This is a genomic window from Pseudogracilibacillus sp. ICA-222130, from assembly GCF_037892545.1.
GTDB lineage: Bacteria > Bacillota > Bacilli > Bacillales > Amphibacillaceae > Pseudogracilibacillus.
Genome location: NZ_JBBKBG010000030.1, coordinates 1 through 23,516, shown reverse-complemented (window position 1 = coordinate 23,516; position 23,516 = coordinate 1). Strand labels below are relative to the sequence as shown.

General features: G+C 37.8%; 40 protein-coding genes. 38 read left to right on the top strand and 2 right to left on the bottom strand.

Translation table 11 applies throughout. The annotated features are described in order from the left end of the window. Positions 1-19: 19 nt before the first annotated feature. The 38 genes from fusA to rpsI all read left to right on the top strand — a co-directional run bounded on the left by fusA (position 20) and on the right by rpsI (position 22,481). On the top strand, positions 20-2,098 hold the full coding sequence (gene fusA, locus WKT09_RS11170) for an elongation factor G (protein ID WP_340416090.1): 2,079 nt from the start codon (positions 20-22) through the stop codon (positions 2,096-2,098). 82 nt (positions 2,099-2,180) lie between these two features. Then, positions 2,181-3,371, top strand: coding sequence for an elongation factor Tu (gene tuf / locus WKT09_RS11165; protein ID WP_340416089.1), 1,191 nt, complete (start codon positions 2,181-2,183; stop codon positions 3,369-3,371). A gap of 424 nt (positions 3,372-3,795) precedes the next feature. Beyond that, positions 3,796-4,125, top strand: coding sequence for a 30S ribosomal protein S10 (gene rpsJ, locus WKT09_RS11160; protein ID WP_336267153.1), 330 nt, complete (start codon positions 3,796-3,798; stop codon positions 4,123-4,125). 26 nt (positions 4,126-4,151) lie between these two features. Continuing rightward, positions 4,152-4,784: a 50S ribosomal protein L3 gene (gene rplC, locus WKT09_RS11155; RefSeq protein WP_340416088.1), complete on the top strand. Its 633-nt coding sequence runs from the start codon at positions 4,152-4,154 to the stop codon at positions 4,782-4,784. Positions 4,785-4,810: 26 nt separating this feature from the next. Further along, entirely contained in the window at positions 4,811-5,437 is a 627-nt protein-coding gene (rplD, locus tag WKT09_RS11150) for a 50S ribosomal protein L4 (RefSeq protein WP_340416087.1), read from the top strand. Beyond that, complete coding sequence (gene rplW / locus WKT09_RS11145; protein WP_340416086.1) at positions 5,437-5,724, top strand: 50S ribosomal protein L23; 288 nt, start codon at positions 5,437-5,439, stop codon at positions 5,722-5,724. Before rplD ends, rplW begins: the two co-directional genes overlap by 1 nt. A 29-nt stretch (positions 5,725-5,753) precedes the next feature. Then, positions 5,754-6,584: a 50S ribosomal protein L2 gene (gene rplB, locus WKT09_RS11140; protein WP_336267149.1), complete on the top strand. Its 831-nt coding sequence runs from the start codon at positions 5,754-5,756 to the stop codon at positions 6,582-6,584. 41 nt (positions 6,585-6,625) lie between these two features. Further along, the gene (gene rpsS, locus WKT09_RS11135; protein WP_340416085.1) at positions 6,626-6,904 is read left to right on the top strand and encodes a 30S ribosomal protein S19; all 279 of its coding nucleotides are present in this window, start codon (positions 6,626-6,628) and stop codon (positions 6,902-6,904) included. A gap of 20 nt (positions 6,905-6,924) precedes the next feature. Then, a complete protein-coding gene (gene rplV, locus WKT09_RS11130; RefSeq protein WP_340416084.1) occupies positions 6,925-7,287 on the top strand; it encodes a 50S ribosomal protein L22 in 363 nt (120 codons plus the stop codon). Positions 7,288-7,290: 3 nt separating this feature from the next. Further along, a complete protein-coding gene (gene rpsC, locus WKT09_RS11125) occupies positions 7,291-7,932 on the top strand; it encodes a 30S ribosomal protein S3 (RefSeq protein ID WP_336267146.1) in 642 nt (213 codons plus the stop codon). 17 nt (positions 7,933-7,949) lie between these two features. Next, complete coding sequence (gene rplP / locus WKT09_RS11120) at positions 7,950-8,384, top strand: 50S ribosomal protein L16 (protein ID WP_336267145.1); 435 nt, start codon at positions 7,950-7,952, stop codon at positions 8,382-8,384. Continuing rightward, a complete protein-coding gene (rpmC, locus tag WKT09_RS11115) occupies positions 8,374-8,574 on the top strand; it encodes a 50S ribosomal protein L29 (RefSeq protein ID WP_340416083.1) in 201 nt (66 codons plus the stop codon). The genes rplP and rpmC overlap by 11 nt, the downstream gene beginning before the upstream one ends. Positions 8,575-8,598: 24 nt before the next feature. Beyond that, positions 8,599-8,862, top strand: a complete 264-nt coding sequence (rpsQ, locus tag WKT09_RS11110) for a 30S ribosomal protein S17 (RefSeq protein WP_336267143.1) — start codon at positions 8,599-8,601, stop codon at positions 8,860-8,862. Between the two features lie 36 nt (positions 8,863-8,898). Continuing rightward, positions 8,899-9,267 carry a 50S ribosomal protein L14 gene (gene rplN, locus WKT09_RS11105; protein WP_336267142.1) on the top strand — a complete coding sequence of 123 codons (369 nt, stop codon included), beginning with the start codon at positions 8,899-8,901 and terminating at the stop codon, positions 9,265-9,267. Between the two features lie 52 nt (positions 9,268-9,319). Further along, entirely contained in the window at positions 9,320-9,631 is a 312-nt protein-coding gene (gene rplX, locus WKT09_RS11100; protein ID WP_336267141.1) for a 50S ribosomal protein L24, read from the top strand. Between the two features lie 22 nt (positions 9,632-9,653). Next, positions 9,654-10,193, top strand: a complete 540-nt coding sequence (gene rplE, locus WKT09_RS11095) for a 50S ribosomal protein L5 (protein ID WP_340416082.1) — start codon at positions 9,654-9,656, stop codon at positions 10,191-10,193. 30 nt (positions 10,194-10,223) lie between these two features. Continuing rightward, positions 10,224-10,409 (top strand): type Z 30S ribosomal protein S14, encoded by a 186-nt coding sequence (locus tag WKT09_RS11090; protein WP_336267139.1) that lies wholly within the window; start codon positions 10,224-10,226, stop codon positions 10,407-10,409. Between the two features lie 29 nt (positions 10,410-10,438). After that, positions 10,439-10,837: a 30S ribosomal protein S8 gene (rpsH, locus tag WKT09_RS11085; protein ID WP_336267138.1), complete on the top strand. Its 399-nt coding sequence runs from the start codon at positions 10,439-10,441 to the stop codon at positions 10,835-10,837. A gap of 31 nt (positions 10,838-10,868) precedes the next feature. Continuing rightward, the gene (gene rplF / locus WKT09_RS11080) at positions 10,869-11,408 is read left to right on the top strand and encodes a 50S ribosomal protein L6 (RefSeq protein WP_340416081.1); all 540 of its coding nucleotides are present in this window, start codon (positions 10,869-10,871) and stop codon (positions 11,406-11,408) included. Positions 11,409-11,441: 33 nt separating this feature from the next. Then, positions 11,442-11,804 carry a 50S ribosomal protein L18 gene (gene rplR / locus WKT09_RS11075; protein ID WP_336267136.1) on the top strand — a complete coding sequence of 121 codons (363 nt, stop codon included), beginning with the start codon at positions 11,442-11,444 and terminating at the stop codon, positions 11,802-11,804. A gap of 21 nt (positions 11,805-11,825) precedes the next feature. Further along, positions 11,826-12,329: a 30S ribosomal protein S5 gene (rpsE, locus tag WKT09_RS11070; protein WP_340416080.1), complete on the top strand. Its 504-nt coding sequence runs from the start codon at positions 11,826-11,828 to the stop codon at positions 12,327-12,329. A gap of 13 nt (positions 12,330-12,342) precedes the next feature. Further along, positions 12,343-12,525 (top strand): 50S ribosomal protein L30, encoded by a 183-nt coding sequence (gene rpmD / locus WKT09_RS11065; RefSeq protein ID WP_340416079.1) that lies wholly within the window; start codon positions 12,343-12,345, stop codon positions 12,523-12,525. 27 nt (positions 12,526-12,552) lie between these two features. Continuing rightward, a complete protein-coding gene (rplO, locus tag WKT09_RS11060; RefSeq protein WP_340416078.1) occupies positions 12,553-12,993 on the top strand; it encodes a 50S ribosomal protein L15 in 441 nt (146 codons plus the stop codon). Next, the gene (gene secY / locus WKT09_RS11055; protein ID WP_340416077.1) at positions 12,993-14,285 is read left to right on the top strand and encodes a preprotein translocase subunit SecY; all 1,293 of its coding nucleotides are present in this window, start codon (positions 12,993-12,995) and stop codon (positions 14,283-14,285) included. The genes rplO and secY overlap by 1 nt, the downstream gene beginning before the upstream one ends. A 39-nt stretch (positions 14,286-14,324) precedes the next feature. After that, a complete protein-coding gene (locus tag WKT09_RS11050) occupies positions 14,325-14,966 on the top strand; it encodes an adenylate kinase (RefSeq protein WP_340416076.1) in 642 nt (213 codons plus the stop codon). 26 nt (positions 14,967-14,992) lie between these two features. Beyond that, positions 14,993-15,313 carry a KOW domain-containing RNA-binding protein gene (locus WKT09_RS11045; RefSeq protein ID WP_340416075.1) on the top strand — a complete coding sequence of 107 codons (321 nt, stop codon included), beginning with the start codon at positions 14,993-14,995 and terminating at the stop codon, positions 15,311-15,313. Next, positions 15,306-15,524: a translation initiation factor IF-1 gene (gene infA / locus WKT09_RS11040; protein WP_336267129.1), complete on the top strand. Its 219-nt coding sequence runs from the start codon at positions 15,306-15,308 to the stop codon at positions 15,522-15,524. The genes WKT09_RS11045 and infA overlap by 8 nt, the downstream gene beginning before the upstream one ends. 34 nt (positions 15,525-15,558) lie before the next feature. Beyond that, complete coding sequence (rpmJ, locus tag WKT09_RS11035) at positions 15,559-15,672, top strand: 50S ribosomal protein L36 (RefSeq protein ID WP_110396535.1); 114 nt, start codon at positions 15,559-15,561, stop codon at positions 15,670-15,672. A gap of 23 nt (positions 15,673-15,695) precedes the next feature. Next, positions 15,696-16,061, top strand: coding sequence for a 30S ribosomal protein S13 (gene rpsM, locus WKT09_RS11030; protein ID WP_336267128.1), 366 nt, complete (start codon positions 15,696-15,698; stop codon positions 16,059-16,061). Positions 16,062-16,082: 21 nt separating this feature from the next. After that, positions 16,083-16,475 (top strand): 30S ribosomal protein S11, encoded by a 393-nt coding sequence (gene rpsK, locus WKT09_RS11025; protein ID WP_340416074.1) that lies wholly within the window; start codon positions 16,083-16,085, stop codon positions 16,473-16,475. Positions 16,476-16,648: 173 nt separating this feature from the next. Continuing rightward, positions 16,649-17,593 carry a DNA-directed RNA polymerase subunit alpha gene (locus tag WKT09_RS11020; RefSeq protein WP_340416073.1) on the top strand — a complete coding sequence of 315 codons (945 nt, stop codon included), beginning with the start codon at positions 16,649-16,651 and terminating at the stop codon, positions 17,591-17,593. A 36-nt stretch (positions 17,594-17,629) separates the two neighbouring features. After that, positions 17,630-18,034 (top strand): 50S ribosomal protein L17, encoded by a 405-nt coding sequence (gene rplQ, locus WKT09_RS11015; protein WP_340416072.1) that lies wholly within the window; start codon positions 17,630-17,632, stop codon positions 18,032-18,034. Positions 18,035-18,250: 216 nt separating this feature from the next. Further along, a complete protein-coding gene (locus tag WKT09_RS11010) occupies positions 18,251-19,087 on the top strand; it encodes an energy-coupling factor ABC transporter ATP-binding protein (RefSeq protein ID WP_340416071.1) in 837 nt (278 codons plus the stop codon). Next, positions 19,063-19,917, top strand: coding sequence for an energy-coupling factor ABC transporter ATP-binding protein (locus WKT09_RS11005; RefSeq protein WP_340416070.1), 855 nt, complete (start codon positions 19,063-19,065; stop codon positions 19,915-19,917). Before WKT09_RS11010 ends, WKT09_RS11005 begins: the two co-directional genes overlap by 25 nt. A gap of 15 nt (positions 19,918-19,932) precedes the next feature. Further along, complete coding sequence (locus WKT09_RS11000; protein WP_340416069.1) at positions 19,933-20,730, top strand: energy-coupling factor transporter transmembrane component T family protein; 798 nt, start codon at positions 19,933-19,935, stop codon at positions 20,728-20,730. Between the two features lie 15 nt (positions 20,731-20,745). Further along, a complete protein-coding gene (truA, locus tag WKT09_RS10995; RefSeq protein WP_340416068.1) occupies positions 20,746-21,495 on the top strand; it encodes a tRNA pseudouridine(38-40) synthase TruA in 750 nt (249 codons plus the stop codon). A 137-nt stretch (positions 21,496-21,632) separates the two neighbouring features. Further along, positions 21,633-22,070, top strand: a complete 438-nt coding sequence (gene rplM / locus WKT09_RS10990; RefSeq protein WP_336267120.1) for a 50S ribosomal protein L13 — start codon at positions 21,633-21,635, stop codon at positions 22,068-22,070. Positions 22,071-22,088: 18 nt separating this feature from the next. Then, positions 22,089-22,481 carry a 30S ribosomal protein S9 gene (rpsI, locus tag WKT09_RS10985; RefSeq protein ID WP_340416067.1) on the top strand — a complete coding sequence of 131 codons (393 nt, stop codon included), beginning with the start codon at positions 22,089-22,091 and terminating at the stop codon, positions 22,479-22,481. 68 nt (positions 22,482-22,549) lie between these two features. On the opposite strand, the gene WKT09_RS10980 is transcribed toward rpsI, so the two are convergent. Both WKT09_RS10980 and WKT09_RS10975 read right to left on the bottom strand, forming a co-directional pair. Beyond that, positions 22,550-23,029: a site-specific integrase gene (locus WKT09_RS10980; protein WP_340416066.1), complete on the bottom strand. Its 480-nt coding sequence runs from the start codon at positions 23,027-23,029 to the stop codon at positions 22,550-22,552. Next, on the bottom strand, positions 23,008-23,516 hold a 509-nt coding region (locus tag WKT09_RS10975), incomplete at its 5' end, for a phage integrase SAM-like domain-containing protein (protein ID WP_340416065.1). The genes WKT09_RS10980 and WKT09_RS10975, both read right to left, overlap by 22 nt.

Here is a 23,516-nt window from a genome sequence, read left to right as displayed (position 1 = left end):
AAAGGAAGGAGAAGAATACATGGCTAGAGAGTTCTCCTTGGAAAAGACGCGAAATATTGGGGTTATGGCGCATATCGATGCAGGTAAAACGACAACAACTGAGCGTATTCTTTTCTATACAGGACGTATTCATAAAGTAGGGGAAACACATGAAGGTGCTTCGACAATGGACTGGATGGAGCAGGAGCAAGAACGTGGAATCACGATTACATCTGCTGCTACAACAGCCCAGTGGGAAGGACATCGTATCAATATTATTGATACTCCAGGTCACGTAGACTTTACTGTTGAAGTTGAACGTTCATTACGTGTACTTGACGGTGCAATTACAGTACTTGATGCTCAATCAGGTGTTGAGCCACAAACTGAAACAGTTTGGCGTCAAGCTACAACATATGGTGTACCAAGAATTGTATTCATTAACAAAATGGACAAAATTGGTGCAGACTTCTTATATGCAACAAATACATTAAGAGAGCGTTTAGATGCAAACGCACATCCAGTACAGCTACCAATTGGTGCAGAGGATGAGTTCGAAGGAATTATCGACCTTATTCACATGCATGCTATCTTCTATAAAGATGATTTAGGTACCATGCATGAACCACGGGAAATTCCTGAAGAATATAAAGAGCAAGCAGAAGAATTACGTGGAAACTTAATCGAAGCTGTTGCAGATTACGATGAAGATATTATGATGGCTTATCTTGAAGGGGAAGAAATTTCTGTTGAAGATTTAAAAGCTGCTATTCGTAAAGCAACATTAGATGTTGAGTTATACCCAGTATTCTGTGGATCAGCATTCAAAAATAAAGGTGTTCAATTAATCCTTGACGGAGTAATTGATTACTTACCAGCTCCGACTGATATCGAAGCGATTAAAGGAATCCTACCAGATTCAGAAGAAGAAGTTACACGTCCAGCAGACGACAAAGAACCATTCTCAGCATTAGCGTTCAAAGTAATGGCTGACCCGTTCGTTGGTAAATTAACATTCTTCCGTGTATACTCTGGAGTTTTAAAAGCAGGTTCATACGTATTAAACACTGCTAAAGGCAAAAGAGAACGTATCGGACGAATTCTACAAATGCACGCGAACTCACGTGAAGAGATTGCTGAAATTCACTGTGGAGAAATCGCAGCTGCAGTTGGCTTGAAAGATACTGCGACAGGTGATACACTTTGTGATGAAAAGCATCCAGTTATCTTAGAATCAATGGAATTCCCTGAGCCAGTTATTTCGGTTGCTATTGAACCGAAAACAAAAGCGGACCAAGACAAAATGGGTGTTGCTTTAGGTAAATTAGCTGAGGAAGACCCGACATTTGTAACTGAAACGAACACTGAAACAGGTCAAACGATTATTTCAGGTATGGGTGAATTACACTTAGACGTTATCGTAGACCGTTTAAAACGTGAGTTCAAAGTAGAAGCGAATGTTGGTGCACCACAAGTTGCTTACCGTGAAACATTCCGTAGTTCTGCTGAAGTTGAAGGTAAATTTATCCGTCAATCAGGTGGACGTGGACAATACGGTCATGTTTGGGTTAAATTTGAACCAAACGAAGAAGGTGCAGGATTTGAATTTGAAAACAAAATCGTTGGTGGGGTAGTACCACGTGAATACATCCCTTCTGTTGAGCAAGGTATTGAAGAAGCACTAGAAGGTGGAGTATTAGCAGGATACCCTGTAATCGACGTTAAAGCTTCATTATATGATGGAAGCTACCACGACGTTGACTCGAACGAGATGGCGTTTAAAATCGCTGGTTCATTAGCTGTTAGAGAAGCTAAGAGCAAGTGTGACGCTGTTTTATTAGAGCCAATGATGAAAGTTGAAATCGTCATTCCTGAAGAGTACATGGGAGACATTATGGGAGATGTAACTTCACGACGCGGCCGTGTTGATGGCATGGAAGCACGTGGAAATGCACAACTTGTAAGAGCTTTTGTACCATTAGCAGAAATGTTCGGATATGCAACTGCATTACGTTCGAACACACAAGGACGCGGTACGTACACAATGGTATTTGACCATTATGAAGAAGTACCAAAAGCAATCTCGGAAGAAATTATTGCTAAAAATGCTGGTAACTAATTGAATATCGGCAATGTAAACTTTGAAAAACTAAGCTAGCTTAGTTAAAATAAAAAACATTCTTTTAGGGAGGAATTTAAAAATGGCTAAAGAAAAATTCGATCGCTCGAAGCCACACGTAAATATTGGAACATTAGGTCACGTTGACCATGGTAAAACTACTTTAACAGCTGCTATTACAACTGTTATGCACAAAACTCAAGGTACTGAAGGAGCTATGGCGTACGATCAAATCGACGGTGCTCCAGAAGAGAGAGAGCGTGGAATTACAATCGCTACATCTCACGTTGAGTACGAAACAGACAACCGTCACTATGCACACGTTGACTGCCCAGGTCACGCTGACTATGTTAAAAACATGATCACTGGTGCTGCACAAATGGACGGAGCTATCTTAGTAGTATCTGCTGCAGATGGTCCTATGCCACAAACTCGTGAGCACATCCTTTTATCACGTAACGTTGGAGTACCTGCATTCGTAGTATTCTTAAACAAAGTTGATATGGTAGATGACGAAGAGTTATTAGAATTAGTTGAAATGGAAGTTCGTGAATTATTATCTGAATATGACTTCCCTGGAGACGATATCCCAGTAATTGCTGGATCTGCTCTTAAAGCTTTAGAAGGTGTAGAAGAGTACGAACAAAAAATTATTGAGCTTATGGATGCTGTTGATGAATACATTCCACAGCCAGAGCGTGACACTGACAAGCCATTCATGATGCCAGTTGAGGACGTATTCTCAATTACTGGTCGTGGTACTGTTGCTACAGGTCGTGTTGAGCGTGGACAAATTAACGTTGGAGACGAAGTTGAAATTATCGGACTTGCAGACGCTCCTTCAAAAACTACAGTTACTGGAGTTGAAATGTTCCGTAAGTTATTAGATTACGCTGAAGCTGGAGACAACATCGGTGCTTTATTACGTGGTGTTGCACGTGAAGACATTAGCCGTGGTCAAGTATTAGCTAAACCAGGTTCAATCACTCCACATACTAAGTTTAAATCAGAAGTTTACGTTTTATCTAAAGAAGAAGGTGGACGTCATACACCATTCTTCGCTAACTACCGTCCTCAGTTCTACTTCCGTACTACGGACGTAACTGGTGTTATCCAATTACCAGAAGGTGTTGAAATGGTAATGCCTGGAGATAACATTGAAATGACTGTAGAATTAATTTCACCTATCGCTATCGAAGAAGGAACTCGTTTCTCCATTCGTGAAGGTGGACGTACAGTAGGATCAGGTGTTGTAACTAGCATCGAAGGATAATTCCTTTCCTACCAATTCATTTATTAGTCGATAAGCCACTTGAGTATTTGCTCAAGTGGCTTATTTTTATGAAACATATCTATATGAAAACGAAATAAATACGAATCGATGAACAAATAAACATAAATGAATTTTTATAAATATACAAAAAACTTTTCGTGAAAAATTGTTATAAATAATTATGGAAAAGTTTCATTAAAGGGTTGCATTTATAACAGTTTGTTAGTATAATATATAATCGTGCAATCACATATTTGGATTGCCGAAATCAATGGAAAAATGAGAAGAAACGTACGGTTTCGCCTCGGAAATTCATTGAGCGATGAGGTGAGAGGTTGTTAATAAAAAATTACGCCATAATTTTTTGTTAAGGAATTTTCACGGAGCGAGTCTATTACAAAATGGACGAAAGGGAGGGGAAAACATGGCGAACGAACAAAACAAACAAACGATTAGAATTCGTTTAAAAGCATATGATCACAGAGTGTTAGATCAATCAGCTGAGAAAATCGTAAACACAGTAAAACGTGCTGGAGCAAAGGTGTCTGGACCAATTCCATTACCTACAGAAAGAAACGTATTTACAATTTTACGATCCGTGCACGTAAACAAAAAGTCTAGAGAACAGTTTGAAATGCGTACACATAAACGTTTAATCGATATTCTGAATCCTACACAACAAGCTGTAGATCAGTTAATGAAACTTGATTTACCATCAGGTGTAGATATCGAAATTAAAGTTAAAGCTAACTAATATATATAATCAGGAGGTGTATACGGATGACGAAAGGAATCTTAGGTCGCAAAGTCGGCATGACACAAATTTTCTCGGAAAGTGGAGAGTTAATTCCAGTAACGGTAGTGCAAGCTGCACCAAACGTTGTTTTACAAAAGAAAACAGTTGAAACGGACGGTTATAACGCAATCCAATTAGGATTTGACGATAAGAAAGATTCACGTACAAACAAAGCGGAAAAAGGACATGCTGAAAAGGCTGGAACTACTCCTAAGCGCTACGTTCGTGAAATCCGTGACGCAAAAGTTGACGAATATGAAGTAGGTCAAGAAATCAGCATTGAAATTTTTGAAGCAGGAGATAAGATCGACGTAACAGGAGTTTCAAAAGGGAAAGGATTCGCTGGTTCAGTTAAGCGTCATAACTACACAATCGGAGCTATTAGCCACGGTTCACGTTTCCACAGATCATCAGGTTCTATGGGAGCAGCAGCAACACCGTCACGTGTATTTAAAGGGAAAAAGTTACCAGGCCAAATGGGTGCAACACAAGTTACAATCCAAAACTTAGAGGTTGTTAAAGTGGATGCAGAAAACAATGTTTTATTAATTAAAGGAAACATTCCTGGTGCGAAAAAATCACTTGTAAAAGTACAAACAGCAGCAAAAGGAAACTAATTATATAAGTGAAAGGAGGAAATATCGTGCCTAAAGTAGCGTTATTTAATCAAGATGGAACAGAAGCAGGAAATATTGAATTAAATGAGACTGTTTTTGGTATTGAACCAAACAATCATGTAATTCACCAAGCAGTAGTTATGCAACGTGCTGCAAAGAGACAAGGAAATCACGCGGTTAAAAATCGCTCACTAGTTAGTGGTGGGGGAGCAAAACCGTGGAGACAAAAAGGAACAGGTAGAGCACGTCAAGGTTCAATCCGTTCGCCACAGTGGGTTGGTGGTGGAGTAGTATTCGGACCAACAAACGAAAGAAATTATAAACAAAAATTACCTAAAAAGGTACGTCGTTTAGCACTTAGATCAGCTTTATCTTCTAAAGTACAAACGGAAGATGTTATTGTTTTAAACGAGTTACAATTCGAAGCTCCTAAAACAAAAGCATTCGTTCAAGTTTTAGATGGATTAAAAGTTGAAGAAAAAGCGTTAATCGTTACAGCTGAGAAGAATGAAAATGCAATTCGTTCAGCAAACAACCTTCCAAATGTAAAAGTGATTACAATTGGAGAAATCAATGTGTTAGATGTAGTTGCTTTCGATAAGTTAGTTTTAACGAAAGAAGCAGCTGAAAAAGCAGGGGAGGTGCTTGCATAATGAGAGACTTACGAGACATTATTAAACGCCCTGTCATTACAGAACACTCTGCAGATTTAATGGCTGAAAAGAAATATACATTTGAAGTTGATACAAAAGCAAATAAAACTGAAATCAAACAAGCAGTTGAAACAGTTTTTGGCGTGAAAGTTGAAAAAGTAAACACGATGAATGTAAATGGTAAGTTAAAAAGAATGGGACGTCACGAAGGATATCGTCCAAACCGTAAAAAAGCAATTGTGCAACTATCTGAGGATAGTAAAGACTTAGACTTTTTCGAAGCATAATCAATTAATATTAAAAGGAGGGGAATAACGTGTCCATTAAGAAGTATAAAGCAATGACAAACGGTACTCGTAACATGTCTGGTTTAGACTTTTCAGAGATCACTACAGATACACCTGAAAAATCATTATTACGTCCATTACCAAAACGTGCTGGTCGTAACAACCAAGGTAGAATTACTACTCGTCATCACGGTGGCGGACATAAACGTCAATATCGTGTAATTGATTTTAAACGAAACAAAGATGGCATACCAGGACGCGTTGCCACGATCGAATACGATCCAAACCGTACGAGCAACATCGCTCTAATTCACTATGCAGATGGTGAGAAAAGATATATTTTAGCTCCAAAAGGGCTTACAGTAGGAATGACAGTTGAATCAGGAGAAGGTGCTGATATTAAAGTAGGTAATGCTTTACCATTAGCAAACATCCCTGTTGGTACTGTAATTCATAATATTGAATTAAAACCAGGATTAGGTGGCCAATTAGCACGTTCAGCTGGTGCAGAAGCACAAGTATTAGGACGTGAAGGAAAATACACATTAGTTCGTTTAGCTTCAGGAGAAGTTCGTTTAATCTTAACTACTTGCCGTGCAACAATTGGTCAAGTTGGTAATGTTGAACACGAATTAGTACGTGTAGGTAAAGCGGGTCGCTCACGCTGGTTAGGTAAGAGACCTACAGTTCGTGGTTCTGCAATGAACCCAGTTGATCACCCACATGGGGGAGGAGAAGGTCGTACGCCTATCGGACGTCCATCACCAGTATCACCTTGGGGTAAACCAACACTTGGTAAGAAGACACGTAAGATTAGTAAAGCTTCAAACAAATATATTGTTCGTAAGCGTAAAAAGTAAGATAATAGCGTAATTTTGAATAAGCGAGAGGAGGCTTACTTATGGGTCGTAGTTTAAAAAAGGGACCTTTTGCAGATGCTCATCTGTTAAAAAAGGTTGATGAATTAAATGAATCGGACAAAAAACAAGTAGTGAAGACTTGGTCAAGACGTTCAACAATTTTCCCATCATTCATTGGTCATACATTTGCTGTACATGACGGACGCAAACATGTACCTGTATACGTAACAGAGGATATGGTTGGACACAAACTAGGTGAATTTGCACCGACAAGAACTTATAAAGGTCACGCTAGTGACGACAAGAAAACAAAACGATAATATGAGAGGAGGCGCTAAAAATGGCAGAAGCTCAAGAGTTAAAAGTAGCTAAAGCAGTAGCTAAACAAGTTCGTATCGCTCCTCGTAAAGTACGTTTAGTTGTCGACTTAATTCGTGGGAAGGAAGTTGGCGAAGCAACTGCAATTTTACGTCACACACAACGTGGGGCATCACCTGTTGTAGAAAAAGTATTAAACTCAGCAATCGCAAACGCTGAACATAACTATGAAATGGACCCTGACAATTTAGTCATTTCAGAGGCATATGTGGATGAAGGAATTACGTTAAAAAGATTTAGACCACGCGCACAAGGACGTGCAAGTAAAATCAACAAACGTACTAGCCACATTACAATCGTAGTATCAGAAAAGAAGGAGGGATAGTCTGTGGGTCAGAAAATTAATCCAACGGGTCTTCGTGTTGGAATCATTAAAGATTGGGAATCAAAATGGTATGCAGACAAAGATTATGCAGATCTTTTACATGAAGACATCAAAATTAGAGAATTTTTAGAAGATCGTTTACAAACAGCAGCTGTCTCAACTGTCGAAATTGAGCGTGCAGCAAACCGTGTAAACATTACAATCCACACAGGTAAACCAGGAATGGTTATCGGTAAAGGTGGATCTGAAGTAGAAAAATTACGTAACGAATTAAATAAATTAACTGGAAAGAGAATTCATATCAACATTGTTGAAATTAAGAAAGTGGATCTTGATGCGAAATTAGTAGCAGAAAGTATCGCTCGTCAATTAGAAGGACGTGTATCTTTCCGTCGTGCACAGAAACAAACAATCCAACGTACAATGCGTGCTGGAGCGTTAGGAATTAAAACACAAGTATCTGGTCGTTTAGGTGGAGCAGATATCGCAAGAGCAGAACATTATAGTGAAGGAACAGTACCACTACACACATTACGTGCTGACATTGATTACGCACATGCAGAAGCAGACACTACTTACGGTAAACTAGGTGTTAAAGTGTGGATCTATCGTGGGGAAGTCCTTCCAGAAAAACCTAAAAAATAAGGAAGGGGGCAAAACATATGTTAATGCCAAAACGTGTTAAATATCGTAGACAACACAGAGGACGTATGAAAGGTAACGCTAAAGGCGGTACAGAAGTAACATTCGGAGAATACGGATTAAAAGCTACAGAGTCAACTTGGATTACGAGCCGCCAAATTGAGGCTGCACGTATTGCGATGACTCGTTATATGAAACGTGGTGGGAAAGTATGGATTAAAATTTTCCCAGACAAACCATACACATCTAAGCCCCTAGAGGTTCGAATGGGTTCAGGTAAAGGAGCTCTAGAAGGATGGGTAGCGGTAGTAAAACCAGGTAAAGTATTATTTGAAATTGCGGGAGTTGAAGAGGAAGTTGCTCGTGAAGCATTACGTTTAGCTTCTCATAAACTACCGATTAAGACTAAGTTTGTTAAACGTGAAGAAATTGGTGGTGAAATCAATGAAGGCTAAAGATATTAGAGAATTAACCACTGCCGAAATTGAACAAAATGTCAAGTCGATGAAAGAAGAGCTGTTCAACTTACGTTTCCAGTTAGCTACTGGTCAATTAGAGAACACTGCTCGTATTAATGATGTAAAAAGAACGATCGCTCGCTTAAAAACAGTTGCTCGTGAACGTGAATTAAGCGTTAATAATTAACCTTGAGAGGAGGTCACCTCAACCATGAGTGAACGAAATAATCGCAAAGTATATACAGGACGTGTTGTATCTGACAAAGGTGATAAAACAATCATCGTTGCTGTAGAATCATATAAAGTACACCGTTTATACGGTAAACGTGTTAAACATACGAAGAAAATGGTTACACATGATGAGAACAATGTTGCAAAAGTGAATGACGTTGTACGTATTATGGAGACTAAACCACTTTCTAAGACGAAACGCTACAGACTTGTAGAAGTTGTAGAAGAAGCAGTAATTATTTAATGCAGTAAAAGTTTCGGTAAAGGGAGGTAAATAAGAATGATCCAACAAGAATCTCGTTTGAAAATTGCAGACAACTCTGGTGCTCGTGAAGTAATGGCGATTAAAGTATTAGGTGGAACTGGAAAGAAAACAGCTAATATTGGTGATGTAATCGTATGTTCAGTCAAACAAGCAACACCAGGAGGCGTTGTCAAAAAAGGTGAGGTAGTTAGAGCTGTTATCGTAAGAACGAAAACAGGTGTACGTCGTAAAGATGGTTCATACATCCGTTTCGACGAAAACGCGGCAGTTATTATTCGTGATGACAAGAGCCCGCGAGGCACACGTATTTTTGGTCCAGTAGCACGTGAACTGCGTGATGCTAAATTTATGAAAATCGTATCTCTAGCTCCAGAAGTACTATAAAAATAATGATAAAGAGCGCAAGTATATTGTGTAAACAGGAGGTGCGTTATTAATGCATGTTAAAAAAGGTGACAAAGTTAAAGTGCTTTCTGGTAAAGACCGTGGAAAGCAAGGGACAGTTTTAGAAGCATATCCTAAAAAAGAACGTGTACTTGTTGAAGGAGTAAACATGGTAAAAATCCATGCTCAACCTTCACAAGATAATCCACAAGGTGGAATTTTAAATCAAGAAGCTCCAATTCATGTTTCAAATGTTTTACCTATCGATCCTAAATCAGGTGAACCGACAAGAGTTGGATATAAAGAGGTTGACGGAAAGAAAGTTCGTATCGCTAAAAAATCTGGTGAACCTTTAGATAAGTAAAGCGAAAGGAGGGTAACTTGTAATGAACGAATTAAAGCAGATTTATCAAGAAAAAATCGTACCATCAATGATGGAAAAGTTTAACTATAAATCAGTAATGGAAGTACCAAAAATCGAAAAAATTGTTATTAACATGGGTGTAGGTGACGCAGTTCAGAACTCTAAATTATTAGATAACGCTGTGGAAGAACTTACATTAATCGCTGGACAAAAGCCAGTTGTTACACGTGCTAAAAACTCAATCGCAGGATTCCGTTTAAGAGAAGGAATGCCAATCGGAACGAAAGTTACTTTACGTGGCGAGAGAATGTATGAGTTTTTACAAAAACTTGTACGTGTTGCATTACCACGAGTTCGTGACTTCCGTGGAGTATCGAACAAAGCGTTTGACGGAAGAGGTAACTACACTTTAGGTGTGAAAGAGCAACTAATTTTTCCAGAGATTGACTATGATAAAGTAAACAAAGTACGTGGAATGGATATCGTTATCGTAACGACATCAAATACGGATGAAGAATCTCGTGAGTTATTAACTCAGTTCGGAATGCCGTTCCAAAAATAAGTACGGAATTTGAATTAAGGAGGAAAAATTGTGGCTAAAAAATCGATGGTAGCGAAACAACAACGCCCACAAAAATACAAAGTACGTGAATATACACGTTGTGAACGTTGTGGTCGTCCACATTCAGTAATTCGTAAATTTAAACTATGCCGAATTTGTTTTCGTGAACTTGCCCATAAGGGTCAAATTCCTGGTGTTAAAAAAGCTAGTTGGTAATCGTAAATTCGGGAAGGAGGTAATGGTAAATGGTTATGACAGATCCAATCGCAGATATGTTAACACGTATTCGTAACGCTAACGTAGTTCGACACGAGAAATTAGAACTACCATCTTCTAAAGTGAAAGTAGAAATTGCTGACATTTTAAAGCGTGAAGGTTATGTACGTGATTATGAAGTAATTGAAGATAATAAACAAGGTGTATTAAGAGTATTCTTAAAGTACGGAGCAAACGACGAGCGAGTGATTACTGGCTTAAAAAGAATTAGTAAACCAGGCCTACGTGTGTATGCAAAAGCTGATGAGGTACCAAGAGTGCTGAACGGATTAGGTACTGCTATCGTATCAACATCAAAAGGTGTATTATCTGATAGTGAAGCACGTGCACAAGCAGTTGGTGGAGAAGTATTAGCGTATATTTGGTAATATACATTGTTAATTTAGGAGGTGGAATAGAATGTCACGAATCGGTTTAAAAGTAATCGAGATCCCTGCAGGCGTGGAAGTAAACGTGGATGATAACAACACGGTTACAGTAAAAGGTCCTAAAGGTGAATTAACTAGAACAATCAGCTCAGTAATGGAAGTTAACGTGGAAGGAAACGAAATTACTGTAGCACGTCCAAACGACGAAAAAGAGAACCGTTCATTACACGGAACTTCACGTAGTTTAATTGCGAACATGGTGGAAGGTGTATCGAAAGGTTTCCAAAAAGAACTTGAAATTATCGGGGTAGGTTATCGTGCACAAATGCAAGGTAATAAATTAGTAATCAACGCTGGTTACTCACACCCTGTTGAAATAGAAGTAGAAGAGAACATGGAATTTGAAGTACCTAAAAACACTGAAATCATCGTTAAAGGTATTGATAAAGAACGTGTTGGTGCAGTGGCAGCAAACATTCGCGCTATCCGCTCACCTGAACCATATAAAGGAAAAGGTATTCGTTACAAAAACGAATATGTACGTCGTAAAGAAGGTAAGACTGCTAAGTAATAGACTACTTAGGTTGAAAGGAGTGGCAATTACATGATCACAAAACCTAGCAAAAACGCAATTCGTAAAAGAATTCATGGACGTGTTCGTAAGAAAATCTCTGGTACTGCAGAACGTCCTCGTTTAAACGTATTCCGTTCTAACAAAAATATGTACGCTCAGTTAATCGATGATGAACAAGGTGTTACATTAGTTAGCGCGAGTACACAAGATAAAGGATTAAACCTTGATTCAACTAGTAATGTTGAAGCAGCTGAACAAGTAGGAAAGCTTATCGCTGAACGTGCGATTGAAAAAGGACATAAAGAAGTAGTATTTGACCGTGGTGGATATATTTATCATGGACGAGTAAAAGCTTTAGCTGAAGCAGCTCGTGAAGCTGGCTTAGACTTTTAATAAGAAGGAGGGACCTATACGTTGAATAACAAAGCTGACACTAACAAAAATGAATTAGAAGAACGTGTTGTTACGATTCGAAGAGTAGCAAAAGTTGTAAAAGGTGGTCGTCGTTTTCGTTTCGCTGCTGTTGTAGTAGTAGGAGACAAAAATGGTCGCGTAGGTTTCGGTACTGGTAAAGCACTTGAAGTACCTGAGGCGATTAAGAAGGCTATCGAAGACGCACAAAAGAATTTAATCGAAGTACCTATCGTTGGTACAACAATTCCACATGAAATTAACGGACGTTTTGGATCTGGTAACGTATTAATGAAACCTGCTACAGAAGGTACAGGAGTTATCTCTGGTGGACCTGTTCGTGCGGTATTAGAATTAGCAGGAATCGGTGATATTTTAACGAAGTCATTAGGTTCAAATAATCCAGTTAATATGATTCGCGCAACGATTAATGGATTAGAAAACTTAAAGACTGCAGAAGACGTTGCGAAATTACGTGGGAAATCTGTTGAAGAGTTATTAGGATAAGGAGGGAAACACAATGTCTAAACAATTAGAAATTACCCTCAACCGTAGTGTAATTGGTCGTAAAGAAAACCAAGTTAAAACAGTTCAAGCGTTAGGACTGAAAAAAGTTAACGATACTGTTACAAAAGATGATTCAGCTGCAATTAGAGGAATGATCAACACAGTATCTCATTTAGTATCAGTGAAAGAACTGTAATTAGTAACGTATAAAGGAGGCGCGACAATGAAACTTCATGAGTTAAAGTCAAATGAAGGAAGTCGAAAAGCTCGTAAACGTTTAGGACGTGGAATGGGTTCAGGATTCGGAAAGACTTCTGGAAAAGGACATAAAGGTCAAAACGCTCGTACAGGCGGTGGCGTTCGTTTAGGTTTCGAGGGTGGTCAAACACCTTTATTCCAACGTTTACCAAAACGTGGTTTCACGAACATCAACCGTAAAGAGTTTGCTATTGTAAACTTAGACGCATTCAATCGTTTTGAAGATAATACAGAAGTGACACCTGAATTATTAATTGAAACAGGTGTTGTAAGTAACTTAAAAGCTGGAGTAAAAGTTTTAGGAAACGGAACTCTTGAAAAGAAACTAACTATTAAAGCTCATAAATTTTCTAATGCAGCTAAAGAAGCAATTGAGGCAGCAGGCGGAAAAATCGAGGTGATTTAATGTTTCGTACAATCTCAAACATCATGCGTGTAGAAGACATTAGGAAGAAGGTTGTCTTTACTTTACTAATGCTCGTTGTTTTCCGTATAGGAACCTTCATTCCTGTGCCATATACAAATAAAGAAGCAATCAACTTTATGAACCAACAAAACGTATTCGGATTTCTAAATACGTTTGGTGGAGGAGCTTTACAGAACTTTTCTATTTTAGCTATGGGAATTATGCCATATATCACTGCATCTATTATTATGCAGTTATTACAGATGGATGTTGTTCCAAAGTTTACTGAATGGAAAAGTCAAGGTGAAATGGGTCGTAAAAAGATTGCGCAAGTTACACGCTATGGAACAATTGTGTTAGCATTTGTTCAAGGAATTGCAATGTCTATTGGATTTAACGCAATGGCTGGTGGTCTTCTTATTACAGATCCAAGCTTCGTAAAAATCTTAGTAATTGCGATTGTTTTAACTAGTGGAACGGCGTTCTTAATGTGGTTAGGGGAACAAATTACAGCGCATGGCGTTGGAAATGGTATTTCAATTATCATTTTTGCGGGGATTGTAGCAGCTGTGCCAAATGGAGTAAAACAGCTTTATGGCCAATACTTCATGAACCCTGGAGACGATTTGTTTATTAATATTGTTATTGTTGCCTTAATTGTACTTGTTATTATCGCTGTTATTGTTGGGGTTATTTATATCCAACAAGCAGAGCGTAAAATTCCAATTCAATATGCACAACGTTTAGTAAATAGATCACCAGTTGGTGGACACTCTACACATTTACCATTAAAGGTTAACGCAGCAGGTGTTATTCCAGTTATTTTTGCTATCGCATTTATCGTAGCACCTAGAACAGTTGCAAGTTTCTTTGAAGGAAGTAAGGCTGCATCATATATCGAAATGGTATTTGATTATACGCAACCGATTGGAATGATATTATATGTCGCTCTAATTATTGCTTTTACTTACTTCTACACATTTGTTCAAGTAAATCCTGAGCAAATGGCAGAAAACTTACAAAAACAAGGTGGATATATACCAGGCATTCGTCCAGGTCAGAACACTGAAACGTATTTAACACGGGTTATGTATCGTTTAACATTTGTTGGATCTATCTTCTTAGCAACTGTGTCTGTTATGCCTATTTTATTAGGTGGTTTAGCGAATCTTCCGCAAGCAGTACAGATTGGTGGAACGAGTTTGCTAATCGTTGTTGGTGTAGCACTACAAACGATGAAACAATTAGAAGGACAATTAGTTAAACGTCATTACAAAGGGTTTATTCGTTAAACCTTTTAATACGTGAAACGTGAGAGTGAGGCGAAGAAAGTGCATTTAATTTTAATGGGACTTCCTGGTGCCGGAAAAGGTACGCAAGCAGAACAGATTAAGGAAAAATATCATATTCCACATATTTCAACTGGAGATATGTTCCGTTTAGCAATTAAAGAGCAGACAGAACTTGGTAAACAGGCAAAGAAATATATGGATGAAGGTGCATTAGTTCCAGATGAGGTAACGAACGGTATTGTAGAAGAACGTTTAGCAATGAAAGACTGTGATACAGGATTTTTATTAGACGGTTTTCCAAGAACGATTCCTCAGGCGGAAGCACTGGATGAGATTACGAATAAATTAAGTAAGAAAATAGATTATGTTATTCATGTAGATGTTCCTGTTGATAAACTTTTAGAACGATTAACAGGAAGACGTGTTTGCCCAACTTGTGGTGCAACATATCATGTAATCTATAATCCTCCGGAACAAGAAGGGGTCTGTAATAAAGACGGTGCGGCACTTATACAACGTGAAGATGATACGGAAGAAACAGTTCAAAAGCGCTTAGCAGTGAATATTGAACAACAGAAACCGTTACTTGATTACTACGAGTCTAAAGGTGTATTAATTACTGTAGATGGTGATCAGGATATTGATAAAGTTTTTGCAGATATTGTTGAAAAGCTTTCTTAATATAAACATAAGTGTAGGTGAACGCTTTGTCAGAGGATCATAATGTTCCACAATTAGGACAGATTGTTCGAATAACGCGAGGTCGAGAGGCAGGTCGGTTCGCTATCGTTATAAAACATATCAATGATGGATTTGTTTTACTTGCAGATGGTGACAAACGGAAGTACGATCGACCTAAGAAGAAAAATATTCATCACTTTGAAGAAACACCATATATTTCAAGCGAAGTGAGAAAAAGTCTTTTGGAGACTAATCGTGTCTCCAACGGAAAGTTGCGATTTGCTATAGCGAAATACGCAAGTGAAGTTGTGGCTGATTTAGAGAGGGGAGACAGAAACGATGTCTAAAGACGATGTAATTGAAGTTGAAGGTGTTGTTACCGAAACATTGCCGAACGCAATGTTCAATGTAGAGCTTGAAAACGGACATACGGTGCTTGCACATGTTTCAGGTAAAATCCGTATGCATTTCATCCGCATCTTACCAGGAGATAAAGTAACAGTAGAGTTATCACCTTACGATTTAACGAAAGGTCGAATTACTTACCGTTACAAATAGTAAGTAAGCTCCGATATCGAAGGAGGTAAATAAGATGAAAGTAAGAGCATCAGTAAAACCAATTTGTGAAAAGTGCAAAATTATTAGACGTAAAGGGAAAGTAATGGTTATTTGTGAAAACCCTAAACATAAGCAAAAACAAGGATAATCCTTTTGGAGGTGAATGGACGTATGGCACGTATTGCAGGTATTGATATCCCAAGAGATAAACGAGTTGTCATTGGATTAACATCTATTTATGGTATCGGTAAAACAAGTGCACAAGCTATTTTAGCTGAAGCAGGAGTTTCTGAAAACACTCGTGTTCGTGACTTAACTGAAGAAGAATTAACAAAAATTCGTCAAGCAGTAGATAGTTACACAACAGAAGGGGATTTACGTCGTGAAGTTTCTTTAAACATTAAACGTTTAACAGAAATTGGATCTTACCGTGGAGTTAGACACCGTCGTAAACTTCCAGTTAGAGGTCAAAATACGAAGAATAATGCTCGTACACGTAAAGGACCACGTGTTGCGATCGCTGGGAAGAAAGACTAATAAAGGAGGTAACCGAATAATATGGCTCGTAAAACAAATGCACCACGTAAACGTCGTGTGAAAAAGAATGTCGAATCAGGTATTGCGCACATCCATTCTACGTTTAACAACACGGTTGTTACCATTTCAGACCAACAAGGTAACGTATTAGGATGGAGTTCAGCTGGAGCGCTTGGGTTTAAAGGTTCTCGTAAATCAACTCCTTTTGCAGCACAAATGGCAGCTGAAACAGCAGCAAAATCTGCTTTAGAAGCAAACATGAAAAACTTAGAAGTATCTGTTAAAGGACCAGGTGCTGGTCGTGAAGCAGCAATCCGTTCTCTGCAAGCTGCAGGATTAGATATTATTGCTATCCGTGATGTAACACCTGTACCACATAACGGATGTCGCCCACCAAAACGACGTCGCGTATAATTTACCGTTTAGAATTGTTTACTCTGTCAATAATGTTATAAAGAATGCTTTGTTTTGTTGATTTCAACAAAACAATCACTCTTTATATTTTTAAGGTACGGATCAAGACAAAAAGGTATAATGATTAACCATTTATAAGGTTAGGCGTTAGTTTTAAAGGAGGGCTTAATGGAATGATTGAGATCGAGAAACCAAATATAGAACTGGTGGAAATTAGTGATGATGCTACATTCGGTAAATTCGTAGTAGAACCACTTGAAAGAGGATATGGTACTACGTTAGGTAACTCTTTACGCCGTATCCTTTTATCCTCACTTCCAGGTGCCGCAGTTACATCTGTTCAAATCGATGGTGCCCTACATGAGTTTTCAACGATTGATGGTGTGGTCGAAGATGTAACGACGATTATTTTAAACTTAAAGAAATTAGCACTCAAAATTTACTCGGAAGAAGTAAAAGTTCTTGAACTGGATGTTCAAGGTGAGGGTGTTATTACAGCCGCTGATTTAACATATGACAGTGATGTAGAAGTTTTAAATCCTGAACTTCCTATTGCAACATTAAATGGTACTGGTAAATTGTATATGAAACTTACAGCAGAACGTGGTCGTGGTTATCGTCCTGCTGAAGAGAATAAAACTGAAAATCAACCGATTGGTGTCATTCCAATCGATTCAATTTTCACTCCTGTCTCTCGTGTTTCTTATCAAGTAGAAAACACGCGTGTAGGGCAAATTACCGACTATGATAAATTAACGTTTGATGTTTGGACGAATGGTAGCATCCGTCCAGAAGAGGCTGTTTCTTTAGGGGCTAAAGTCTTCACAGAACATCTAAACATTTTTGTTGGATTAACGGATGATGCACAAAAAGCTGAAATAATGGTCGAAAAAGAAGAGGATCAAAAAGAAAAAGTTCTTGAAATGACTATTGAAGAACTAGACTTATCTGTTCGTTCATATAACTGTTTAAAACGTGCGGGAATTAATACAGTTCAAGAATTAACGACAAAGTCAGAAGAAGATATGATGAAAGTGCGTAATTTAGGTCGTAAATCACTAGATGAAGTGAAAAACAAGCTAGCTGAATTAGATTTAGGTTTACGCAATGACGAATAATTACAAATCGTCATGTAGTGAAAAGGAGGGATACTCATGGCAAGAAAGTTAGGTCGTAGTACAGAAACTCGTATGGCTTTATTACGAAATTTAACAACAGACGTAATCGTTCACGAACGAGTAGAAACAACGGAAGCGAAAGCAAAAGAGTTAAGATCTACTGTTGATAAAATGATTACATTAGGTAAGCGTGGAGATTTACACGCTCGTCGTCAAGCAGCTCAATTCTTATACAAAAAGAAAGTACTTGATGGTGAATTAATTGATGCGAACAAAAAGCTTGATAAAGAAGAAAGAGATGCAGTTGAAACTGTATTAGATAAGCTTTTCGGGGAGCTTGCAGAACGCTATGAGGATAGACAAGGTGGATATACTCGTGTTCTTAAAGTAGGTCCTCGTCGTGGTGACGGTGCAAACATCGCTATCATCGAGTTAGTATAAATAATAGGAAGGGCAGGGAAATTCTCTTTTATAGAGAATGAACCAGGCCCTTTTTTGTTTATCTACATCATCTTCTTCAGGTAAAACGATCTATCCTCGCTACGCCCCTTATAGGTTAATCTTCACCTTTTCATCATGTGTTATACTATTCGTACACATTTTCACTATGAATCATGTATAATGAAAGAAGAAAAAAGCCCATGGAGGCATCGGAAAATGAATCAAGTAGTACAATTTAAAAATGTATCATTTAAATATGAGCAAGACGGACCGTGGGTGTTAAAGGATGTATCTTTTACGATTTACGATAATGAATCTGTTGCTATTATTGGTCATAACGGTTCTGGGAAATCGACTATTGCTAAACTAATGAATGGTCTTTTATTTCCTCAAGAAGGGGAAATATTCGTAAATGGCATTGCTTTAACAGAGGAGTCCATTTGGGATATTCGTAAGGAAGTAGGGATGGTCTTTCAAAATCCCGACAACCAATTTGTCGGTGCTACTGTGCAAGATGATGTTGCTTTTGGAATGGAAAATCGTGGTTTCGAACGTGAACTTATGGTCGAACGTATCGCTTCATCGTTGGAAGCAGTTAATATGACAGATTCCCGTTTGACAGAGCCACATCGATTATCAGGAGGTCAAAAGCAACGTGTTGCTATTGCAGGTGTTATTGCAGTCTCACCACAAGTACTGATATTGGATGAAGCGACCGTTATGTTAGACCCACTAGGACGCATGGAAATAATGGAGACGATAAAACATCTCCAAGAAAAAGAGCAATTATCACTCATTACGATTACACATGATTTACACGAGGTCATCCAAACAGATCGTGTAATTGTATTAAATAAAGGGCAAATTTGGGAAGAAGGCACCCCACGCCATGTATTGAATCATGGAAAGGCATTACAACATATTGGCTTAGATATCCCCTTCATTTCGCAACTATATGAGAAATTGAAGGAGAAAGATATCTATTTAGAAAAGGCCCCATTAACTATGAAGGAAATGATGGAGGAACTATGGATATATCATTCGAACATGTAACATACGTGTATCAAGAAAATACGCCGTTTGCACATAAAGCATTAAATGATGTTTCATTTCGTATAAAAGAAAAATCATTTACAGCAATTATCGGACATACAGGTTCTGGAAAATCAACATTGATTCAACATTTAAACGGACTCATCCGCCCGACAAAAGGGAAAGTATCAATTGGCCCTTATACATTGTCAAAAGATGAAAAAGAAAAGGAAATGAAGAAGTTACGTAGTGAGGTCGGTGTTGTCTTCCAATATCCAGAGCATCAATTATTTGAAGAAACAGTAGAAAAGGATATTGCGTTTGGCCCGATGAACTTTGGGGTGTCAGAAACAGATGTAAAAGAACGTATGAAACAAGTGACCCCATTAGTTGGCTTAGATGATGCGCTATTAACACGCTCCCCATTTGAATTAAGTGGAGGGCAAATGCGCCGTGTCGCAATTGCAGGGGTGCTTGCAACAAGACCGAAAGTATATGTCCTAGATGAACCGACTGCTGGACTTGATCCAAAAGGACAAAAAGAAATGATGGATATGTTCTACGATATTCACCAAGCAGAAAACGCTACAACGATTCTCGTTACACACAGTATGGAAGATGCGTTAAAATATGCTGATTATATTATTATATTAAATCAAGGTGAACTATATATGGAGGGAAAACCAGAAGAAATTTTTGTACAGAAAGAAGCAATTGAAAAAGTACATCTACAAGTCCCTGAATCTATTCAATTCATCCAAAAATTTAACGAACAATTTGGGACAAGCTTTCCACTTACTAACGATTCGATAGATGCAATGGCGGAAAAGATTGTATCTGTCTTAAAATAAGGAGATTTATGTTCAATGGGTAATTCGATGATTATCGGACAATATGTACCAGGAAATTCATTTATTCATAAATTAGATCCACGTACAAAAATGATCATTATTTTCTTTTACGTCATTTTTGTTTTTTTCGCAAACAATACATATAGTTACACACTGTTAACGGTATTTGTTTTATTTGTCATTTTAATGACACGGATTCCTTTTCGTTTTATTATAAAAGGTTTATTACCAATTTGGTTTTTAATCGTTTTTACCTTCTTATTACACGTGTTTTTAACGAAAACAGGACCTGTTTTATATGAGTTTATGGCAATAAAAATTCACTTAGGTGGAGTGATTCAAGGACTTGTTATTTCATTACGATTTTTGTTACTTGTTTTAATGACGTCGCTTTTGACATTAACAACGACCCCAATAGAAATAACAGACGCAATCGAGAGTTTATTACAACCATTAAATAAAGTGAAATTTCCTGTACATGAGCTTGCATTAATGATGTCTATTTCTTTGCGGTTTATTCCAACATTAATGCAGGAAACAGATAAAATCTCTAAAGCACAAGCTTCACGAGGGGTAGATTTTCGTACAGGGCCATTTAAAGAACGTTTAAAGGCCATTATTCCGTTGTTAGTTCCATTGTTCGTCAGTGCTTTTAAACGAGCTGAGGAGCTTGCTATGGCAATGGAGGCTAGAGGGTATCAAGGTGGAGAAGGTCGAACGAAATTACGAGAATTAGCGTATGAAAAGCGTGATTATATTAGTTTTACTTTATTTACATTCGTCATTGTAGCACTCTTTTTTGTGCGACAGTAAAGGAAGGTACATGGCATGCAGAAAATAAAATGTACATTTAGTTATGATGGAACGAACTTTTCGGGCTCCCAAATACAACCGAATAAACGAACCGTCCAAGCTGAAATGGAAAAAGCTTTATCAAAGATGCATAAAGGCAATCCAGTTCGGCTTTATCCTTCTGGAAGGACCGATAGTGGTGTCCATGCAAAAGGGCAAGTAGCACATTTTGACACAACGTTGCAAATGCCGTCAGAAAACTGGAAAAAAGCATTAAATGCGCTTTTGCCAAATGATCTATTTGTCGTTCATGTAGAGGAAGTGGCGACCAATTTTCATGCACAATTTGATGCCGTGGAAAAAGAGTATCGTTATATCGTTTTAAATAAGAAAGAGCGGGATGTTTTTAAACGAAATTATACGTATTACTATCCATATCCATTACAAATAAAGAAAATACAACAGGCTTGTAAGCTGTTTGAGGGCACACATGATTTTACATCTTTTTGTTCCGCAAGATCTACGGTAAAAGGAAGTAAAGTGCGAACGCTATACGAAGTTCGTTGTGAAGAAAATAATGGCGAAATTACATTTATATTACGCGGGAATGGTTTTTTATATAATATGGTGCGTATTATCGTTGGAGTGTTGTTAGAAGTTGGTAGTGGGAAGACGACAGAAGAAGATATTGAACAAATGTTTGCTGCAAAAGATCGTACATTTGCAGGGAAAACGGCCCCTCCAGAAGGGCTCTATTTATGGCATGTAAAATATGAAAATAATTAGTATAAAACATTGACAAATATAGGGTTTTTAGTGTATGATGGTCATTGGTAAATTATTTCTAATCCATAATTAGCCCCGGAAACTAATTGTGTGAATATAGATGAATATGAATGAGGAAACAATTTGGAGGGAAAACAATGCGAACTACTTTTATGGCAAATGATAACACTGTAGAACGTAAGTGGTATGTAGTTGACGCAGAAGGCGAAACTTTAGGACGTTTAGCTTCTGAAATTGCTTCAATCTTACGCGGAAAGCATAAGCCAACATATACACCACATGTTGATACTGGTGATAACGTAATTATCGTAAATGCAGAGAAGATTCAATTAACTGGAAACAAATTAAACGACAAAATGTATTACCGTCACTCTGGTCATCCAGGTGGATTAACAGAGCGTAATGCATATGACATGGTAACAAAAGATCCAGAAAAAATGATTGAAATTGCAATCAGAGGTATGTTACCAAAAGGATCTTTAGGACGTAAAATGTTCAAGAAATTACACGTTTACCGTGGAGCTGAACATAACCATGCAGCACAAAAACCAGAAGAATACGTATTAAAGGGATAATAAAGGGAGGTTAAACCATTGGCTCAAGTACAATACTATGGAACAGGTCGCCGCAAAACGTCTACAGCACGTGTACGTTTAGTACCGGGATCTGGTAAAGTGATCGTAAACAAACATAATGCGGAAGATTATTTCCCATATGAAACTCAACTTTTAATTGTGAAGCAACCTTTAGTTGCTACAGAAACAGAAGGATCGTATGACGTTTTAGTTAACGTTCAAGGCGGTGGATTTACTGGTCAAGCTGGAGCAATCCGTCACGGAGTAGCTCGTGCTTTATTAGAGGTAGATCCTGATTACCGTAAGACATTAAAGTCTGAAGGATTCTTAACTCGCGACTCTCGTATGAAAGAACGTAAGAAATACGGTCTTAAAGGCGCTCGTCGTGCACCACAGTTCTCAAAACGTTAATAGAAACATTGATATATCAGTGTTTACAGAGCTTTTTTGGTTCAAGTTGGTTCAAATCAACTTGAACCTTATAAAGCACTTAACAGATTTAAAGCATCGGCATCTTGCTGATGCTTTTTTTCTGGCATTAATTCCAGATAATAATTCTGTGTGGTTTGAATATTAATGTGACCTAATCGCTTTGATACATAAGCAATATCTATGTCTTGAGAAAATAAAAATGATGCGTGAGTGTCTCTTAAACCGTGAAACGTTGTTTTCTTAATATCTAATTTCTTCAGTAACTCTGCTAATTGTTCCGACTGTTTAAAACCGCCAAAGCTGAAAATATAACCATTCTCTTTAACAGGAATTTTACGAATTAGTTCATATACCTCTTTGTTAATAGAAACATCACGTTTTGCATTTTGTGTTTTTAATGAAGTATCATCAGAAGTAGGACTAATCGAATGTCTAACCCTTATTCCGTATTCATAAATACTCTCTGGGCGTATTGCTAACAGTTCTCCACGTCGCATCCCCGTTTCTAATGCAAGTAATACAAGCAAGTTAAATTCGTCTTCTGGATGCTGTAAAACGTAATTACGAAGTTTTCTAAATCGGTGATAGATAATGCTTTATTACGTTTAGGTGGATTCTCTCCACGTGTTTTTACTAAACGAGCAAAATCATTTGCAATATAGCCACGAGCATATGCATCACGTAAAGATGTTTTAATTTTAAGAAGAACCTCATGTGTTGTTTTTCGTGAATGTGTCTTGGCATACTCATCTATCTTTTTCTGAACAACAATATCATTTAAATCTTTTAATTGGATATCCTGAAATAAATTTCTAATAACTCCTAAAGTACGAACATAATTTTGAAATGTCGTTTCTTTAACGTCATTAACCTTTACAAGATATATCCAATTTTCGAAGAAGTCCGCAAATGTTGTTGTTCTGTGAGCAAGTTCTTTTCCTTCTCCTTTCGCTAATTCCATTTCTAAAGCCCAAAGTTTTGCTTCCTTCTTAGTCGGAAATGTTTTAGTTAGTT

What these genes read in the sequence shown, in the direction of transcription:
- rplW (WP_340416086.1), top strand. Translation starts at nt 5,437, where the DNA reads ATGAGAGACTTACGAGACATTATTAAACGCCCTGTCATTACAGAACAC.
- rpmJ (WP_110396535.1), top strand. Translation starts at nt 15,559, where the DNA reads ATGAAAGTAAGAGCATCAGTAAAACCAATTTGTGAAAAGTGCAAAATT.
- WKT09_RS11000 (WP_340416069.1), top strand. Translation starts at nt 19,933, where the DNA reads ATGGGTAATTCGATGATTATCGGACAATATGTACCAGGAAATTCATTT.
- WKT09_RS11010 (WP_340416071.1), top strand. Translation starts at nt 18,251, where the DNA reads ATGAATCAAGTAGTACAATTTAAAAATGTATCATTTAAATATGAGCAA.
- rpmD (WP_340416079.1), top strand. Translation starts at nt 12,343, where the DNA reads ATGTCTAAACAATTAGAAATTACCCTCAACCGTAGTGTAATTGGTCGT.
- rplC (WP_340416088.1), top strand. Translation starts at nt 4,152, where the DNA reads ATGACGAAAGGAATCTTAGGTCGCAAAGTCGGCATGACACAAATTTTC.
- rpsK (WP_340416074.1), top strand. Translation starts at nt 16,083, where the DNA reads ATGGCTCGTAAAACAAATGCACCACGTAAACGTCGTGTGAAAAAGAAT.
- rpsH (WP_336267138.1), top strand. Translation starts at nt 10,439, where the DNA reads ATGGTTATGACAGATCCAATCGCAGATATGTTAACACGTATTCGTAAC.
- truA (WP_340416068.1), top strand. Translation starts at nt 20,746, where the DNA reads ATGCAGAAAATAAAATGTACATTTAGTTATGATGGAACGAACTTTTCG.
- rpsQ (WP_336267143.1), top strand. Translation starts at nt 8,599, where the DNA reads ATGAGTGAACGAAATAATCGCAAAGTATATACAGGACGTGTTGTATCT.
- rplE (WP_340416082.1), top strand. Translation starts at nt 9,654, where the DNA reads ATGAACGAATTAAAGCAGATTTATCAAGAAAAAATCGTACCATCAATG.
- rplO (WP_340416078.1), top strand. Translation starts at nt 12,553, where the DNA reads ATGAAACTTCATGAGTTAAAGTCAAATGAAGGAAGTCGAAAAGCTCGT.
- rplQ (WP_340416072.1), top strand. Translation starts at nt 17,630, where the DNA reads ATGGCAAGAAAGTTAGGTCGTAGTACAGAAACTCGTATGGCTTTATTA.
- tuf (WP_340416089.1), top strand. Translation starts at nt 2,181, where the DNA reads ATGGCTAAAGAAAAATTCGATCGCTCGAAGCCACACGTAAATATTGGA.
- secY (WP_340416077.1), top strand. Translation starts at nt 12,993, where the DNA reads ATGTTTCGTACAATCTCAAACATCATGCGTGTAGAAGACATTAGGAAG.
- rplN (WP_336267142.1), top strand. Translation starts at nt 8,899, where the DNA reads ATGATCCAACAAGAATCTCGTTTGAAAATTGCAGACAACTCTGGTGCT.
- rplR (WP_336267136.1), top strand. Translation starts at nt 11,442, where the DNA reads ATGATCACAAAACCTAGCAAAAACGCAATTCGTAAAAGAATTCATGGA.
- rplX (WP_336267141.1), top strand. Translation starts at nt 9,320, where the DNA reads ATGCATGTTAAAAAAGGTGACAAAGTTAAAGTGCTTTCTGGTAAAGAC.
- rplF (WP_340416081.1), top strand. Translation starts at nt 10,869, where the DNA reads ATGTCACGAATCGGTTTAAAAGTAATCGAGATCCCTGCAGGCGTGGAA.
- rplV (WP_340416084.1), top strand. Translation starts at nt 6,925, where the DNA reads ATGGCAGAAGCTCAAGAGTTAAAAGTAGCTAAAGCAGTAGCTAAACAA.
- fusA (WP_340416090.1), top strand. Translation starts at nt 20, where the DNA reads ATGGCTAGAGAGTTCTCCTTGGAAAAGACGCGAAATATTGGGGTTATG.
- rplM (WP_336267120.1), top strand. Translation starts at nt 21,633, where the DNA reads ATGCGAACTACTTTTATGGCAAATGATAACACTGTAGAACGTAAGTGG.
- rpmC (WP_340416083.1), top strand. Translation starts at nt 8,374, where the DNA reads ATGAAGGCTAAAGATATTAGAGAATTAACCACTGCCGAAATTGAACAA.
- WKT09_RS11005 (WP_340416070.1), top strand. Translation starts at nt 19,063, where the DNA reads ATGGATATATCATTCGAACATGTAACATACGTGTATCAAGAAAATACG.
- WKT09_RS11020 (WP_340416073.1), top strand. Translation starts at nt 16,649, where the DNA reads ATGATTGAGATCGAGAAACCAAATATAGAACTGGTGGAAATTAGTGAT.
- rpsM (WP_336267128.1), top strand. Translation starts at nt 15,696, where the DNA reads ATGGCACGTATTGCAGGTATTGATATCCCAAGAGATAAACGAGTTGTC.
- rpsJ (WP_336267153.1), top strand. Translation starts at nt 3,796, where the DNA reads ATGGCGAACGAACAAAACAAACAAACGATTAGAATTCGTTTAAAAGCA.
- infA (WP_336267129.1), top strand. Translation starts at nt 15,306, where the DNA reads ATGTCTAAAGACGATGTAATTGAAGTTGAAGGTGTTGTTACCGAAACA.
- rpsS (WP_340416085.1), top strand. Translation starts at nt 6,626, where the DNA reads ATGGGTCGTAGTTTAAAAAAGGGACCTTTTGCAGATGCTCATCTGTTA.
- rplP (WP_336267145.1), top strand. Translation starts at nt 7,950, where the DNA reads ATGTTAATGCCAAAACGTGTTAAATATCGTAGACAACACAGAGGACGT.